Source organism: Pseudoalteromonas haloplanktis ATCC 14393, assembly GCF_000238355.1.
Classification (GTDB): Bacteria; Pseudomonadota; Gammaproteobacteria; order Enterobacterales; family Alteromonadaceae; genus Pseudoalteromonas; species Pseudoalteromonas haloplanktis.
Map to the genome: position 1 here is coordinate 341,167 of NZ_AHCA01000001.1, position 15,072 is coordinate 356,238.

The window sequence follows — 15,072 nt, forward strand, 5'->3', positions numbered from 1 at the left end:
TATTTTATTAGCGCATTAAGTTTTCTGTAGGTCACTTTAAGACACAAAAACCATGTATTAAGGTCACTTAACTTTTTCAACGAGGGATACTTTACGGGAGCTGTGTGACAATACAGTTACACTTTCATAAACATAAAATGACAATGTAATTTAATTAAATAACAATTTGTTAGGAGAAATTACCACGAAAAAAACCGCCCGAAGGCGGTTTTGGTGTTGCGATTATAAAACGTGTTTTGTAATCAAACTGGGAGGGGTTAAATTACAAAAATAGCGGTGGCAAATTATAACAACGCAGTGCGTAATGTTTCCGCGTGTAACTTTTCACGCTTAACATATTTTATCCATTGTTCAGCCAGTCGCTGCGATTTTTTGTGTTTCTCAGCTTGTTCAAACGCTAATATAGAGGCCTCAAAATTTTGCATACTATATTGCGCCATACCTAATGCGACATAAGCATTAGATTCAAAATCAAGAGAACCTTTATCAAGTGCTTTACGCGCTGCATCTGCGGCTTCTTCGTATTGCTCTAAATTTACATACACCTCAGCTAAACGCTGCTCATATTTACCGTGCGTTGAAAGATCCGCCGCTTTTGCAAAGTAACTAACTGATTTATCATCTTCTTTAGCCTGAACCATGGCTTCTGCAATAAACGCATAATTTTTAGCTGACTTTTCAACAACACCAGAGTCAATCCCTTTACTCATCACAACAGCCGCTTTATATGCTAAGCCGTTATATAAGTACACTTGGGAAAGTTGACGTAAATCTGATTTTGACGTAAGAAAACCTTGCTGATATGCGGCTTCAAGCACTGCTAATTGTTGTTTTTCTTTACCTGTTTCGCCATACATGCCGCCGAGTTGTACCCAATATTCTGGCTTGTTATAAAGCTTAACCATACGCTCAAGAACAGCAACAACATTGTCAGTTTGATTAAGTGAGTAATACATCGCTCGTTGCAGAATTAACCAATTTTCTTTTGGCTCTTTCCCTTGGCTATCACTTAACGCAATAGCCTGATTAATATTATCAACACCTTTTTGATACTCTTTTAACTGATAATACGCTTGTGATTTCAACACATAATAGGCGTCGGTTTTTTCTTTTGTATTGATTTGATCCCACTTAGCTAAAAAATCAATAACTTTGTTATAGTCACTATTAGCCATAGCAAGTTGCGCTAAGCTAAACGTGGTACTCACACGTAAACTTTCAGGAATACCCTCTTCAGCAATTACTTTCTCAAAAGCGGCTATCGCCTTAGGCAAGTCATTTTCGTTATAGTAAATGAAGCCGTAAAAGTTATGCATCATAGCAATTTCATATGAGTTCATACTTGAAGAACGCTCATTAATACTATCAAGCGCTTCAAGGCCAGCTTTTGCATCACCATCGTCAGCAAGCTTTTGTGCACGTGCTAATTGGCTATATACTTTTTCACGCAGTGCAGGCACTTTTGTGGTTTTTTGCTCTTGTGCAGAAACGCTCGCAAGCGAAACTCCTGGCAACAATGAGACTAAACTTGGCAGCGCAACACTGGTACCAATAGCAAAAGTACACGCTAATGCAGTTTTTAATAATTTCATAATCGCAATCCTCTGTTTCTAGCCGTTAATTTGGAAAGAAATTTTATTCTGTACACCTGCAACCTCAACAGCTTCACCGTCGATCACACGTGGTTTATATTTAAACTTAAGTGCCGCGTCCATTGCAGCTTGGTCAAACAAGGATTCAGGTTCAGCTTTCACTACTTTCGCATCACGAACAGTACCTTGCTTGGTTACTGTAAACTCAACAATCACATACCCTTCGATACCACGCGATAGTGCTCTGCGCGGATACACAGGAGCTACTTTCACAATTGGTAGGTACTCACCATCACTTGAATCAAGTGCCAACCCACCACCTAAACTTACATCGGCATCGACACTGGCACCAAAATCAAAGTTAGACGCCGATGCATTTGGATCACTGTTTTGCATTTGCGGTGATTCCATAGGCGGAGGCGGCTCTTTTGGTGTTGGTGGCTTTTGCGGTTTACGCTCTTTCTTTTGAACTGTTTCTTCTTTTTTAAGACGAACAAAATCAAGTACGTTACCTTTGACAGGCTCACTCATTGCCCCTTCGCCGCCGGTGATCAATGCTTGCATACCTAAAAAAAGCATAAAGGTAACAACACCGGCAATGACTAATGCAACTAAATATCGCAACATATCAGTTCCTTATGATGCTTCTTGCGCAGCAATTGAAACGTCAAACGCACCTGCAGCACGTGATGCATCCATCACTTTAATTAATACTTCTGTGGTGGCTTTTTTATCCGCTTGGATCACAACGCTACCTTGTGGGTTTTCTGCTTTTAAACGTTCAATGTTTGCTTGTACCGCACGTTCATCGACTTTACGTTTATTAATCCAAATCTCACCCGTATCAGAAATTGCAACTAATATATTTGCACGTTCTTTTTTAACGGCTGTTGCTGCTTCTGGGCGATTAACATCAATACCGGCTTCTTTCACAAATGATGCTGTAACAATAAAGAAGATAAGCATGATAAAAACAACATCTAGCATTGGCGTCATGTTAATTTCTTCTGCTTCGTCTTCTTGTAATAAATTACCTAATGGGGCTCTCATCGTTTACTCCTTGGTAAAGCAGCCCGTTGACTGCTTTACAAATTTTATTAGTGGTCTAAAACCATGTTATCTTCAAGTAGCTCTACTTCACGCTTAGCACGGCGTTGTAAAAATGTAGAAGCAAATACACCAGACAGTGCGCCAACCATCCCCGCCATTGTCGGGATAGTCGCCTTAGAAACACCAGATGCCATTGAGCGTGCACTCCCCGTACCTGTTACGGCCATAACATCAAATACTTCTATCATTCCCGTTACTGTGCCTAATAAGCCAAGTAACGGACATAGTGCAACCATGACATTGATTAACGCTAAGTTGGCATTAAGCTTAATACCAGCGCGTGAGATCATGGCTTGACGTATTTGCTCTGCATGCCAGCTATTACGCTCAGGGCGATTGTGCCAATTTGCTTTAACATCACGCTTGTAGTGCTTATAACCTTGAAAGAAAAATATAAATCGCTCGAGTATCAATAACCACATCGCGAAGATTAACACTCCGATGACCAAGAGGACTTGGCCACCAGTGTCGAGAAAATCACGGATAGCATTGATTGAATCAATCAATAGCACCATGGTTTATGCTCCTTTCTCGCTACGTTCAGCGATAATACCTGCGCTTTGCTCTTGAATGATTAACAAGATGTTTTTAGCGCGCGTGTTAAGCAAGGTGTATAAAAACACAGTGGGGATTGCCACAACAAGACCAAGTACCGTTGTAACGAGTGCTTGTGAAATCCCCCCCGCCATTAGTTTAGGGTCACCAGTACCGAACAGGGTGATTGCTTGGAAGGTATTGATCATACCGGTTACGGTACCGAGTAGACCAAGTAACGGCGCAACCACTGAGATAATTTTAATAAGCGTTAGATTACGGGTGATCTTTGGCATTTCACGTAGAATTGCTTCGCTTAATTTAAGCTCAAGTGTATCGTATGCAACATCTGGGTATTGATCTTTAACTTTCATTACACGACCAAGTGGATTGTCATCACGTGCGACACTGTCTTTAAGCTGGCGACGAACTTTGCCACCAATTAACATCAGCGATAAGAAACGCTCAATAGCGATAAGTAGAGCAACAAGACCAACACCCAAAATGACATAACCTACCGTGCCACCTTGGTGAACTCGTTCTTCAGTATCAGGCGCTTGAACTAATAAGCCAAGGATTGAGCCCCCAGTTGGGTCAAGTGCAAATTGCACAACGCCAGAGTCTGTATTTTGTAGATCTTCTGCCGTAGCTGTAAAACGCGCAACAGGCTGGCGAGTTAATTGGCTAATTGTATTTGTTGCCGCGTTATACTCTAAGTATTTACCGTTAGAAATAAGGTTAAATGCACCTACACGAACAACTTCTTGCTGTGCTTTAGCGCCGCCTTCAACGATTACATCAGTATTGAAGCGGGTAACTTTACCCTGCTCTGTCATTTCGCGTTGTAGTTCATACCACACTTTTTCGATATCTTCGATTGACGCTAGGTTTGAGGTTGAACCCATTTTAACAGCTAGTTCATCCATAAATTTACTACGGTCTTGGATTTGTGCTGACACAACCGAGGTCATAAATTTATTACTTGAGTCCCCTGCAACTTGTTGCAGTACACCAAACAATTCTTTTAATGAACCCATACGGTTAGAAAGCGTATCTGTTAGATTGGCTAATTTTACTTCATTCTCTTCAAATTGCGTTTCAAGGCGCTCAGACTCAGCAAGCATTTGGTTACGTCTTGCCTGAGTATCTTTAAGCATTTGTACTTGTTCATTTTCACGCGATTTAAACGCTTGTTCACGTTGCAGGTTTTGTGCTGACTGTGCAGATTTACCTTGCTCAAGTGTTTTTAATAACGCATCTAAGTCAATTGGCTCTGCTGCCATACACGTAGAGGCAAAACCAAGGCCAGTGACTAAAGCGGCCATTTTTGTCATTTTGGTTAATAATTTCATCGTCATAAACCTCTTATTCAGCCGCGTGTACTGGTAGTGTTAACATATCTGGGGCAAGTTGCTTACGTGCAATGCGTAAACCTTTACTGATCTGGCTAATTGTTGAGTCTGGTAACGCAACAAATGACTTGGTATTTTGATCCCAGCTCCCTGCATTTTTACCATCACGCGTTAAATAGATAAGCTCTAAACGACCAATACGAAGAAAATCAACTTCACGCTCTTGACCTTCAACACTCAGTAAAGCTGTATACGCTTCAATTGTGCGGCCATAATCAACTTCCACTTGGTACGCTTCTAAAAGGCGGCGAAATTTCTCACTAGAGTTGATATCTGCACGATCCATCATGTCTTTTAGTGAAGCAATGCGCTTCGCACGCTCTTCTTTTAGAAAAGGCACATCAAGTGCAACAAATTGCTCAAGACCTGTGACCATGCGTAGCATTAATGGGGTAATTTGACGTTCAATAATAGAAACCTGATCCATTGATAGGTTAATGGCTTCCATTTCACTGATTTGATTACTAAGCTGTTTGCTTAGTTGAGCGTTATAAACCGTTAAACCATCAATTTCTTTATTGAGAGTTTTAAACTGTTGTAAACGCCCTTGCATTGAATCTGCAATCTTGTCTATTTTTGTTTGTGATTGCGCAGCTGATTGATTAATTTCACTGCTTTTATCGATAACCTTATCTAGATCATTTGCTTGCACTGTTGCACTCATGGCAACAATACTAGCTAATATCAATGGTTTAACGCCTTTCATCGCATACACCTTTACTCGTTAAATTAGCGGATTTGCTAGTTGCTTTATATCAATGCACGAGATTCTATAGATGAAAAATGACAAAGGTGTTGCGGTAAAAAGTCTGTTTTATGACAACAGCAATAAATTACAAAAAATGCCAACAAACGAATAATGAATTACTATTTAAGGTACCGCACGCTGAAGTACACGCTCATAGCGTAATAAGACTATGCAGCTAGGTAAACAACAGATGCGCTCTATCAGCAAGCACCTGCTAAGCTGCAATAAAATTTATCAATTAAGTACCGCTCGTATGCGGTTTATCACATCATCCGCATCGGTATAATTAACGGCAATGGCATGATACTGCTGCTGATGACGCAGCACTAACGATGGAAAGCCTTGTACTGGTAATTGCTGAACATAGGCTAACTCTTGTTGTAATTGCTGTTCAAGTTCAGCACTTTGCATTCGCGCTAAAAAAACGTCACTGTCGAGGTTAAGTTGCTGTGCAAAGCTCACAAGTGTGGATAGATCTGACGGGTTTTGTGCTTGCAAATAATAACCCTGTTGAATTGTCTGTAACATGGCTTGCTCTTTATCAAATTGGCGAGCAGCAATCACAGCACGACATGCCGGGTATGTACTGCGACGAGGCTGACAGTTTTTCCAAAAGTCAAAATTAAACCTTGCCCCCGTCTGAGCAGCAATTCGTTGCCAAGTTTGTTGTAAAAAGCGTTGCATATTCTCAGGCATTGGCTGATCAGAATCAGCAGCAAGTCCACCGACTTTATAAACGATATCGAGCTCAGAGGCTAACGCAGCGTAAATTTTTTGCCAACATTCTTTAAACCCCCAACACCAACTGCACATTGGGTCGTATACATAGATAAGCTGAGTACTACTGTTCATTATCATCCCCTTGCTAATTGCTTGACACTATTTTATTACGACCTTCACGCTTGGCTTGATATAAATACTCGTCTGCCAGCTTAACTGATTTATTAAAATCATCAATTTTTGTAACTTGGGCAGCTCCAATACTACAGGTGAGCCGCGTTAATTGCTGCTGTGTAAACGTTATCGTTTGTGCGGCAATGTGTTCCCTAAACTTATCAGCAACACTCAGTGCTACAGTCAGCTGAGTTTTTGGCAGTATTACCATAAACTCTTCGCCACCGTAGCGAACTTTTATATCAGATAAACGTAACTGCTCTTCAAGCATATTACTAAACTCAATGAGTACGTGATCGCCAAAGTCATGACCAAAGTTATCATTAATCTCTTTGAAATGATCAAGATCGATTAATAATACTGTAAAAGGTAAATACTGCTCAGGTCGTGATTTTGCAAGTGGCAAAAAATGGCTACTAACAAAACGACGATTTGCAAGCCCAGTTAACTGATCTGTATGTGCATCTTGCTTTTGCAGTAACGTCATCCGGGCAATTTCTAAGTGGCTTTTATTACGAAAGTATTCACCTATGAAGGTAAATAAAAACACTAAAATGAATGAAGCTGTAAAACGCACTTTTTCAGCATGACCATAACTTACTTGACCTATATCAGCACCAAATAAAAAAAAGCAAGTAAATGCTAATAAAACTGAGACGACAAAAAAGCCAACCCTTAAGCCTAATGTTGAAAAAGCGACAATAGGGTAAAACATCAACCAATAAAGCGCGGTATTTTGCTTACCACCGGTATACACTAAGGCTAAACATAAAACACAAATAATACTGAGCACCAATATTGCTACACAAGTTAACCGCCCAGTCGAAACAAAGTAAACAGCACAACCTAACAAAGTCACATCGGAAATCAAGAGCATTACCGTTAATAACGTTGCATAAACCGTATAATTGAGAATAAGTAATGTTGAAATCAATACCACTGCTATTGAGATCATCGTGAAAAATGTAAATGCACGACGCTGTTTTTCAGCGCTGTAAACACTTTCAATATTAATTAAATTTAGCCAACTGGGCTGACTTGGTTGTGACTTAGGCATTATTTATCTTATTTTTTAAAAATCATAACAACGAACAATCTAACTAAACTTTAAAACGTAATACCATTTTCTCAAGTTCATCAAACTGTTTTTTTAAGCGCGTACATTCTGCCAAGGTATTATTTAAGTTTAATTGGCCTTGTTGAGATAACTCACTTATTGTATGAATGTCATTATCGAGTGATTGAATAACTTGATTTTGTTCTGCTGTTGCATTGGCCACACCATGATTAACATCGTCAATTGCTTTAATTGATTGAGTGACCGCAGCCATTTTATCGCCCGCTATATGCGCTTGTTTTACGCTGTTTTCGCTTTCAACTAAGCTGTCTTTCATAACCGCGACAGCCTCTGCTGAGCCCTGTTGCAATTGACTTACTGTGTTTTCAATTTCTTGGGTTGATAATTGAGTACGATGAGCGAGTTGCCGTACTTCATCCGCCACAACAGCAAAACCACGACCAGCTTCCCCTGCACGCGCCGCTTCTATTGCCGCATTTAGTGCTAGTAAATTAGTTTGCTCACTAACCCCTTTGATCACCTCAAGTACTTGCTCGATACTAGCTGAATGCTCCGCCACACGATTAATAATATCTTGAGCTTGTTGCATATTGTTAGATAACACACCGATCGCGTTAATATTATCGGTTAATGAATTTTGGCTTTGTACAGACTGTGTATTTGCTTCCGTTGCAAGCGTAGATGCATCAGTAGCGCTATTCGATATCTCAATCGCACTGGATGACAATTGGTTGATTGCCGTGGCAACATTATCTGTACGTTTAGTTTGGTCGCTATACATTCTTAATGTTGATTGCGTTTGCTCGACTAAGCTTTCTACCGAACGCTCAAGTTCCACTGTAGTGGTTTTAACTTGTTCGATAGAGGTGTGAATTTTGTCTATAAAGGCATTGAAGTAACCTGACAACTCACCAAATTCGTCATCATTTTCAATTTCTAAACGGCGAGTTAAGTCACCTTCTCCTTGGGCAATATCTTTTATTGCTTCATTCAAACGTTGCATTGGTTGCATTAAATAACGCAATGAAAATTGCATCATAAAAATAGTTACTACAATCCCTAATAACATGTAGATAGCCGCCATGTTTCGAAATGAAGCAACCGAAGAAAAGGCAATATCTTTGTTGATCACAACGCCTAAATACCAATCAACATTTTCAATTCCTTTAATGCGTGTAAAAGAAACTAAATGCTCGTCACCATTGACTTTAAGCTCAACAAACTCAGGTTGTAACGCCAAATTTTTGCCAAATAAAGTAGCCATATTCTGATCATTAAACTCAGTATTAGGATGACTTAAAATACGGCCATTACTGTCGAGTAAAAACCCATAACCAAACCCTAAAAAGTCAATTTCATTGACTATTTTAGTGATTGTTTGCATATCAATATCTGCACCGGCAACCCCACTAAAACGGCCATTATTTAAAATGGGTGCTACCGCAGAGATCGTTAATTCATTCGTGGTCACATCAACATAAGGAGTGGTAAAAGCTGTGCTGGTTTTGTTTTCAACTAATTTATACCAAGGGCGGGTTGTTGCATCGTAATCGGCAGGTAGCACCACAGTTTGGTCATTAAGTACAAATGTACCATCAGGCTTGCCTATGTAAGTATTTTTGAAATCCCCCGCCATTTCGGCAGTGTTAAGCTGATTGAGCGTTAATGCCTGAGGATCATTTTGCTGATGAGTATTTGCTATCGATTTGACTATAGCAAGCTTATTATTGAGCCAATTCGCTATATTTTGAGAAACTGATTGAGAACTTTCTTGTAATACTAATGACAGTTGCTGTTGTGTCTGCGCGCGCATTGACATAAAGTTATTGATAGTGAATAACCCCAGCACCAGCACAAGTACAACGGACGCTGCGATAGTCACCTTAGTGGTAAATTTAAGCGAGCTGTGCATAACATACCTATTTTTGTTTTTATCATTGTTAACAACTTACTTTTTAACAAAATAAAATTACTTTGTCTTAACTATTCCTAAAAAGTAGCCATATCACAGACAAAAATACGACAAAAGCATGGTTAATATCACAGTGTCAAAATAAAAAATCAACACGCTTAAGCAGCACAGCTAATCAGATCGTAGCTTTAAACCAATTCAGCAAGCCATTGATTGCTCAGGGTAACTACTTTGGAACGTTCCACTACATTTTTAATAGCAGCCTACTGAATACGTATTCAATAGTAAATCAACGCAGGTTATTTTGTTGTTTTGAAACTCGAAATGAGTATAGAGAGGCTGCTTTATGGATTTATACGTTAAAAAGTAACAATGCACTTACTGTTTGTAAGTGCATTATCGTGTCTCAAAAAATTTTACAGAGCATATTTGATATTTACTTTATAACGTGTTGCCACTTGTCAGTAAGCTTAACAACATTCAATCCATACCATGCAATAAAGACATAACATAGAGCAGGAATAATAAAGCTGATCTGAATATTCACCACATCAGCAACCACCCCCTGAATTAATGGTATCAACGCACCACCAACAATAGCCAAACACAACCAGCCTGAGCCTTTACTGGTCAATGCACCTAATCCTTGAATAGCCACTGAGAAAATAGTTGGAAATAATATAGAGTTAAATAAGCCAATCGACAGGACTGCATATAATGCGATATTCCCTTGTGTGAAAATAGTGACTAGCAATAGCACAATTACCACAGTGGCATTGAATGCAATGGCTTTTGATGGCGCTATTTTTTGTAGTAAAGCAGAGCCGATAAAGCGCCCTACCATAGCTCCTCCCCAATAATAGGCAATTAAAGCTGCGGCCGCATGCTCTTCTAGGCCTGCAATATGTGCTTCACCGAAAAAGTTAACTAAAAAACTACCGATCGCTACTTCACCGCCTACATAACAAAAAATCCCCACAACTCCCATCACTAGATGAGGAGCTTGAGTTAAAGAGTGACCTTTCGTTTTACAATCTACTTCTTCTTTATGCGATGCTATTTCCGGTAGTTTTAAAAAGGCGAACACCACTGCAATGGTTAATAACGCAGCGGCCAAAACCAAATAAGGGATTTTCACAGACTCAGCAGTGGCTGCCGTTGCAGTTAAAGACCCTGCGGCACCAAAAAATAATATACCGCCCACATAAGGACCAACAGTGGTTCCCAGAGCATTGAGTGCTTGAGCTAAGTTCAATCTAGAAGAAGCTGTTTTCTCAGGACCAAGTGCAACAACGTATGGGTTAGCAGAAACTTGCAGAACAGTAATACCACCAGCCAGTACAAATAAGGCAGTTAAAAATAACCAGTATTCGTGTACAACCACCGCAGGGTAAAACAGCATACACCCTATTGATGCAACAATAAGCCCAGTAAGCACCCCATTCTTATAGCCAAATTTATTGACTAGCAGGCCGGCAGGTAACGACACGATAAAATAAGCACCAAAGAAACAGAACTGTACCAGCATTGCTTCTGTGTAGCTTAAATCAAACACCCCTTTTAAACGTGGGATCAACACATCATTTAAAACTGTGATAAATCCCCAGAGAAAAAATAGGGTCGTCATGGCCGTTAAAGGTAACAGGTAGTTTTTATTTTGTTGCGACTGTTCGGTGACAAAGCTTTTATTTGTATTTATTTCACTCACGTGATTTTCACTCCATTAACAAGTTAAGAACGATTCTACACATTGAGAAAATAAGATCACAAAATTTTAATTGGAACGTTCCGCAAATTGTGACGCGATTCATAAACATGCTAAGCTCAAAAAGTATTACTTAATAGTATTATTTACCAAAAAATAAAAGCTTCATTTATTAACAAGGGCCACAAAGGCCCCTCAGTCTATTTTTATTTTAGTTATGGCTATTCGATAAGCTATAAAAAGAGGCTTGCACGTAATCATTCGCATCGCCGGTATTATTCTGATTATAAACACCGGCTTTAAAATACATATATTGATCATCGCCTGTATGGTAACCACTTTTACTCATATCAACCTTTTGCGTAACATCAGGTTTGCCATCACGCATAATGGTGACCAACAGCGTGTTGCCAGTTACTTTAATTGAGTAACTAAATATCTCTCCTAACTCAATACCATCATTCGGATTAGCGGCACTGCTACTACTTGTGCCAATCAAGTCGTATATTTGATCACTGCCACCACTGGGTTCATGGGCTAAATAAATAGATCCTTTGCTATGGCCGCTTAATTTACGATAGTAAAGACGAGCAGGTTCATCATCCTTGGCATGAATTTGGCCAATGATAACACGCCCTACTTGTGAGCTATCGCCTGTGGTTGTTACGTGATCGACTTTCAAGGTAGCTGTTAGCTCGCCATCAATTCCACCAGCGGCATTTTTATCTTCTGTAGAATAGCTTGAAAACACCCAATTATTTTTGTTGATGCCTTGAGTACTAATACTCGTATCACCAGCGCGAAGCATTTCACGTAGCTCACTTCGGCTATAGCTCGTGTTAGTTGATGTTTTTGGCGCATCGATTTCCACTTTAAAAACCATAGCCCCATCAGAGCCTGTATAAAACCATTGCGGATGTTCATAACCTGCAGCGAGCCGTGTTTCAGATATAGAATCTGATTTACCATCTCCATTTTCGTCAATTGGCACACCTAAGTACCAATCAGTTAAGTCAAAGTTAGCTGAAGGCGCTACATTAGGGTTTAAAGCAGTTAACTGTGCGGTATTTTTATATAAGTCAATCCAGTTCAGTTCGAAATCGCCATCAGTCATAGCGAGCTTTAGCGTATGCACTCCCGTGGTTAAAATTCCTAAATCAACACTTTTTGTTTCCCATTGTGTTGTTGCAGGAACAATAAAATCAGTTTTTTTTATGCCATCAATAAGCAATCTAATTGAGCCACTACCAGTAACAGATGCAATACGCAAATTGGCAGTGTATTGGCCACTACTACCAACATTAATTTCGTACTCTAACCACTCTTCATCAGTTATAGAACCTATGCTATAGCTTCCAGATGAATCGGTTGTTTGCCAAATATCTACATCCCCCTCACGTAATTCACCACCTTGATTTCCTGGCGTAGAATCATATGAGGAAGTGTAATTTTCAGCTTCAATCAAACCAGGGATAACTAAGGCACCTTCATCGGTTTCTGAAGTGAATTTTATGTGCGTTATATTATTCGCAGTCTCATTGCTATCACCCAAATCAACAATTCTAAAATAGCGTGCAGTAACATTATTAGCTAAGTAAAAAGATTCGAACTGAGTCGTATTGGCCGAACTCCCTGTATCTAATAAGGTGGTCCAATCCTGATTATTGTTAGATGACTCAAACTTAAAGTAAGTAGTACGTTCATCCCCTTTATAAAATACAAGATGCACAGCACTTAATGTTACAGGAGCAGAAAAATCAAAATTGATCCATTGATTTTCTAGTTCATCAAATTCATTTTCAACAGCATTGCCATTGTTATTTGAAGTATTAACGCTCGATGGCGTTGACGAATCACAGCCAACAAGCCCAAACAACAACGTGCAGACTAAAATACTACAAAAAAGCCGTATAAACCTCATTACTTACCCTTACATTTACAGTGTGTGCGACCCAAAAAAGGTTAAAACCAATTAGTTGAATTGGTAAAAACCATAAGTAACAAAACTCTAACACAACATCAAGAAATAACTAACAAAAAAACCACGCTCAATTATGGAAAAACAAGCCACATATAAGATTAAAAATAAACACATTCTAAACAATCACTTAATTAACGACTGTGTTTAACAATTATTGAAGGACAGCAACAAACATTACCAATTTAAGTTACCAATACAAAATACCAATTTAATATCAATAATAAATTAAAAGACCAGAGCAAAACAAAAATAGCGAACTATACTAAATTAGTGATACTAATTTATGCACAAGGACTAAACATGAATAAAACACTTCCTTATTTGCTAACAACTATTTCTTGTTTCGTTAGTTCATATGCTCACAGTGAATCATGGGATTTGAAAATTGAACCTTATTTGATGTTCACCAATATCGACGGTGATTCAACAATTGGTACTGTGGATACACCGCTGGAAGTGAATTTTGACACCATATTAAACAACCTTGATAGTGGATTTATGCTTAGAGGTGAAGCTTTTCATGAAAGTAATTGGGGCTTAATGTTTGATTGGGCTTTTATGGATTTAAGTAAGTCTTTGTCACAACCCGCTTTAGGCGTGCTTGATGCAAGAGTCAGGCAAGGCGTATTAGAAGTCTCCGTTGCGTATAAACAGTCTAGCCCTAGTTTAGGAGAATGGATTAATTATGTTGGTCTACGTCGTTGGGATAACAGTTATGAATTTAACCTTGAGCCCAATAGGTTACCATCGACATCATTAGTCGACCGAGATGAAGATTGGGTCGATCTTATATTAGGTTTTAAAGTGGATAAACAGCTTGCAGATAACTGGTTATTCACTTCATCGGGCGATATAGGTGGGTTTGGCTTATCGGCCAAACTAACAGCAAGCTTAAAACTAGGGGTTAGTTATAAGTTTAGCGATCATTGGGACGTTTCTGCTTTGTACAAAGGCACATACGTGAATTACCATACAGGTGATGAAGATGATAAAAGTTATTTTGAATACAAAACCATCACCCATGGGCCAATTATTAGTGCATCGTATCAGTTTTAACAATACTATGCTTTTGCCCATCTCATTTTATTATTTGTATCGCGGCTTTTAATGATTGTTTTATCTGAACTTTCAACACCGCCAAGTTTAGCCAAGCGGTCATAAAGCACTACATTGCAAGTGGCCGCTAAGTTCATACAGCCTATAGTTGGAACGTACACCACTTCATCACACCATTTCAGCACATCTTTACTAATAGAGCCATCTTCAGGGCCAAAAATATAAAATGCATTGTCAGGATGAACAAATTCAGGCAATGGGGTGGCCCCTTCAATAAGCTCAATCACCACAACTGTTGCCCCTTCAGGTTTAGCTTTTGCTAAATCAGCGACAGGCGTGAGTGGGATCCGCTCCACCACATTCTTTGTATCGGTATGGAATTTTTTAGCATTTAAATACCGTGTACCAGTAAAAAATACCTGATGTGCATCATAACAACCGGCAGCTCGTAATACTCCCCCCACATTGGTTGGACTTTTAGGGTTTATCAGGCCAATTGTTGCCATCAAATTTGTCATTAATCGCAATCCTTCATCGGCCATTGAGCAACATACAAGTCAAAGTCATCAAAATCGACATCACAATCTTTGACCGTTTTACCCTGAACTGAAATATCAAGCTGATGCATTTTTTCTTTACTACCGTTATTACGCAACGGGTGCCAAGATGCCAGCCCTCGCCCTTCGTGTAAACGTCTATAGCTACAACTTGGCGGCATAAAGAAAATACTCGCCAAGTTTTCTTTAGTTAATTTGACACAGCTTGGGACAAGCGTTTGACGATTTTCATAATCACTACAGCCACAGCTTTGTTCATCTAAATACTGACAAGCAATATTAGTAAAAAGTAACTCTTCACCTTCGCGCAGTTGCTCTGTTACAGTAAACTCATCATCATAATCACTGTCAATGAGTGTATTTAAACAACATTTACCGCAACCATCACAAATAGCTTCCCATTCATTTTGTGACATTTGCTCAAGTGATTTTTTAAGCCAAAATTGGTTTTCTAACATAGTTAAACTCAGCGCCCCATTGAGCGCGCATTTTA

At 39.3% G+C, this 15,072-nt stretch carries 14 protein-coding genes; 1 reads left to right on the plus strand and 13 read right to left on the minus strand.

Features of this window, described 5'->3' with window-relative positions; all coding sequences use genetic code 11:
- Positions 1–284: 284 nt before the first annotated feature.
- From PHAL_RS0101325 to PHAL_RS23730, 11 genes are all read right to left on the minus strand, one after another.
- Complete coding sequence (locus PHAL_RS0101325; RefSeq protein WP_016706596.1) at positions 285–1,592, minus strand: tetratricopeptide repeat protein; 1,308 nt, start codon at positions 1,590–1,592, stop codon at positions 285–287.
- A gap of 18 nt (positions 1,593–1,610) precedes the next feature.
- Positions 1,611–2,216: an energy transducer TonB gene (locus PHAL_RS0101330; RefSeq protein ID WP_029215970.1), complete on the minus strand. Its 606-nt coding sequence runs from the start codon at positions 2,214–2,216 to the stop codon at positions 1,611–1,613.
- Positions 2,217–2,228: 12 nt separating this feature from the next.
- Positions 2,229–2,642 (minus strand): ExbD/TolR family protein, encoded by a 414-nt coding sequence (locus PHAL_RS0101335; RefSeq protein WP_016706598.1) that lies wholly within the window; start codon positions 2,640–2,642, stop codon positions 2,229–2,231.
- A 47-nt stretch (positions 2,643–2,689) separates the two neighbouring features.
- The gene (locus tag PHAL_RS0101340; RefSeq protein WP_016706599.1) at positions 2,690–3,217 is read right to left on the minus strand and encodes a MotA/TolQ/ExbB proton channel family protein; all 528 of its coding nucleotides are present in this window, start codon (positions 3,215–3,217) and stop codon (positions 2,690–2,692) included.
- Positions 3,218–3,220: 3 nt separating this feature from the next.
- Entirely contained in the window at positions 3,221–4,588 is a 1,368-nt protein-coding gene (locus tag PHAL_RS0101345; RefSeq protein WP_016706600.1) for a MotA/TolQ/ExbB proton channel family protein, read from the minus strand.
- Positions 4,589–4,601: 13 nt separating this feature from the next.
- Positions 4,602–5,354 carry a DUF3450 domain-containing protein gene (locus tag PHAL_RS0101350; protein WP_016706601.1) on the minus strand — a complete coding sequence of 251 codons (753 nt, stop codon included), beginning with the start codon at positions 5,352–5,354 and terminating at the stop codon, positions 4,602–4,604.
- A 276-nt stretch (positions 5,355–5,630) separates the two neighbouring features.
- Positions 5,631–6,248, minus strand: coding sequence for a DsbA family protein (locus PHAL_RS0101355; protein WP_016706602.1), 618 nt, complete (start codon positions 6,246–6,248; stop codon positions 5,631–5,633).
- 13 nt (positions 6,249–6,261) lie between these two features.
- A complete protein-coding gene (locus PHAL_RS0101360) occupies positions 6,262–7,347 on the minus strand; it encodes a GGDEF domain-containing protein (protein WP_016706603.1) in 1,086 nt (361 codons plus the stop codon).
- A gap of 43 nt (positions 7,348–7,390) precedes the next feature.
- On the minus strand, positions 7,391–9,280 hold the full coding sequence (locus tag PHAL_RS0101365) for a methyl-accepting chemotaxis protein (protein ID WP_016706604.1): 1,890 nt from the start codon (positions 9,278–9,280) through the stop codon (positions 7,391–7,393).
- A gap of 436 nt (positions 9,281–9,716) precedes the next feature.
- The gene (locus tag PHAL_RS0101370) at positions 9,717–10,988 is read right to left on the minus strand and encodes a sugar MFS transporter (protein ID WP_016706605.1); all 1,272 of its coding nucleotides are present in this window, start codon (positions 10,986–10,988) and stop codon (positions 9,717–9,719) included.
- A gap of 208 nt (positions 10,989–11,196) precedes the next feature.
- Positions 11,197–12,906 (minus strand): polysaccharide lyase family 7 protein, encoded by a 1,710-nt coding sequence (locus tag PHAL_RS23730; RefSeq protein WP_084440771.1) that lies wholly within the window; start codon positions 12,904–12,906, stop codon positions 11,197–11,199.
- A gap of 360 nt (positions 12,907–13,266) precedes the next feature.
- Between PHAL_RS23730 and PHAL_RS0101380 the strand changes: the two genes are divergently transcribed.
- Positions 13,267–14,022: a hypothetical protein gene (locus tag PHAL_RS0101380; RefSeq protein WP_016706607.1), complete on the plus strand. Its 756-nt coding sequence runs from the start codon at positions 13,267–13,269 to the stop codon at positions 14,020–14,022.
- 5 nt (positions 14,023–14,027) lie between these two features.
- Here PHAL_RS0101380 and PHAL_RS0101385 read toward each other — a convergent pair whose 3' ends face one another.
- Entirely contained in the window at positions 14,028–14,540 is a 513-nt protein-coding gene (locus tag PHAL_RS0101385) for an RNA methyltransferase (protein ID WP_016706608.1), read from the minus strand.
- Positions 14,540–15,037 carry a YcgN family cysteine cluster protein gene (locus PHAL_RS0101390; protein ID WP_016706609.1) on the minus strand — a complete coding sequence of 166 codons (498 nt, stop codon included), beginning with the start codon at positions 15,035–15,037 and terminating at the stop codon, positions 14,540–14,542. Before PHAL_RS0101390 ends, PHAL_RS0101385 begins: the two co-directional genes overlap by 1 nt.
- Positions 15,038–15,072: the final 35 nt, after the last annotated feature.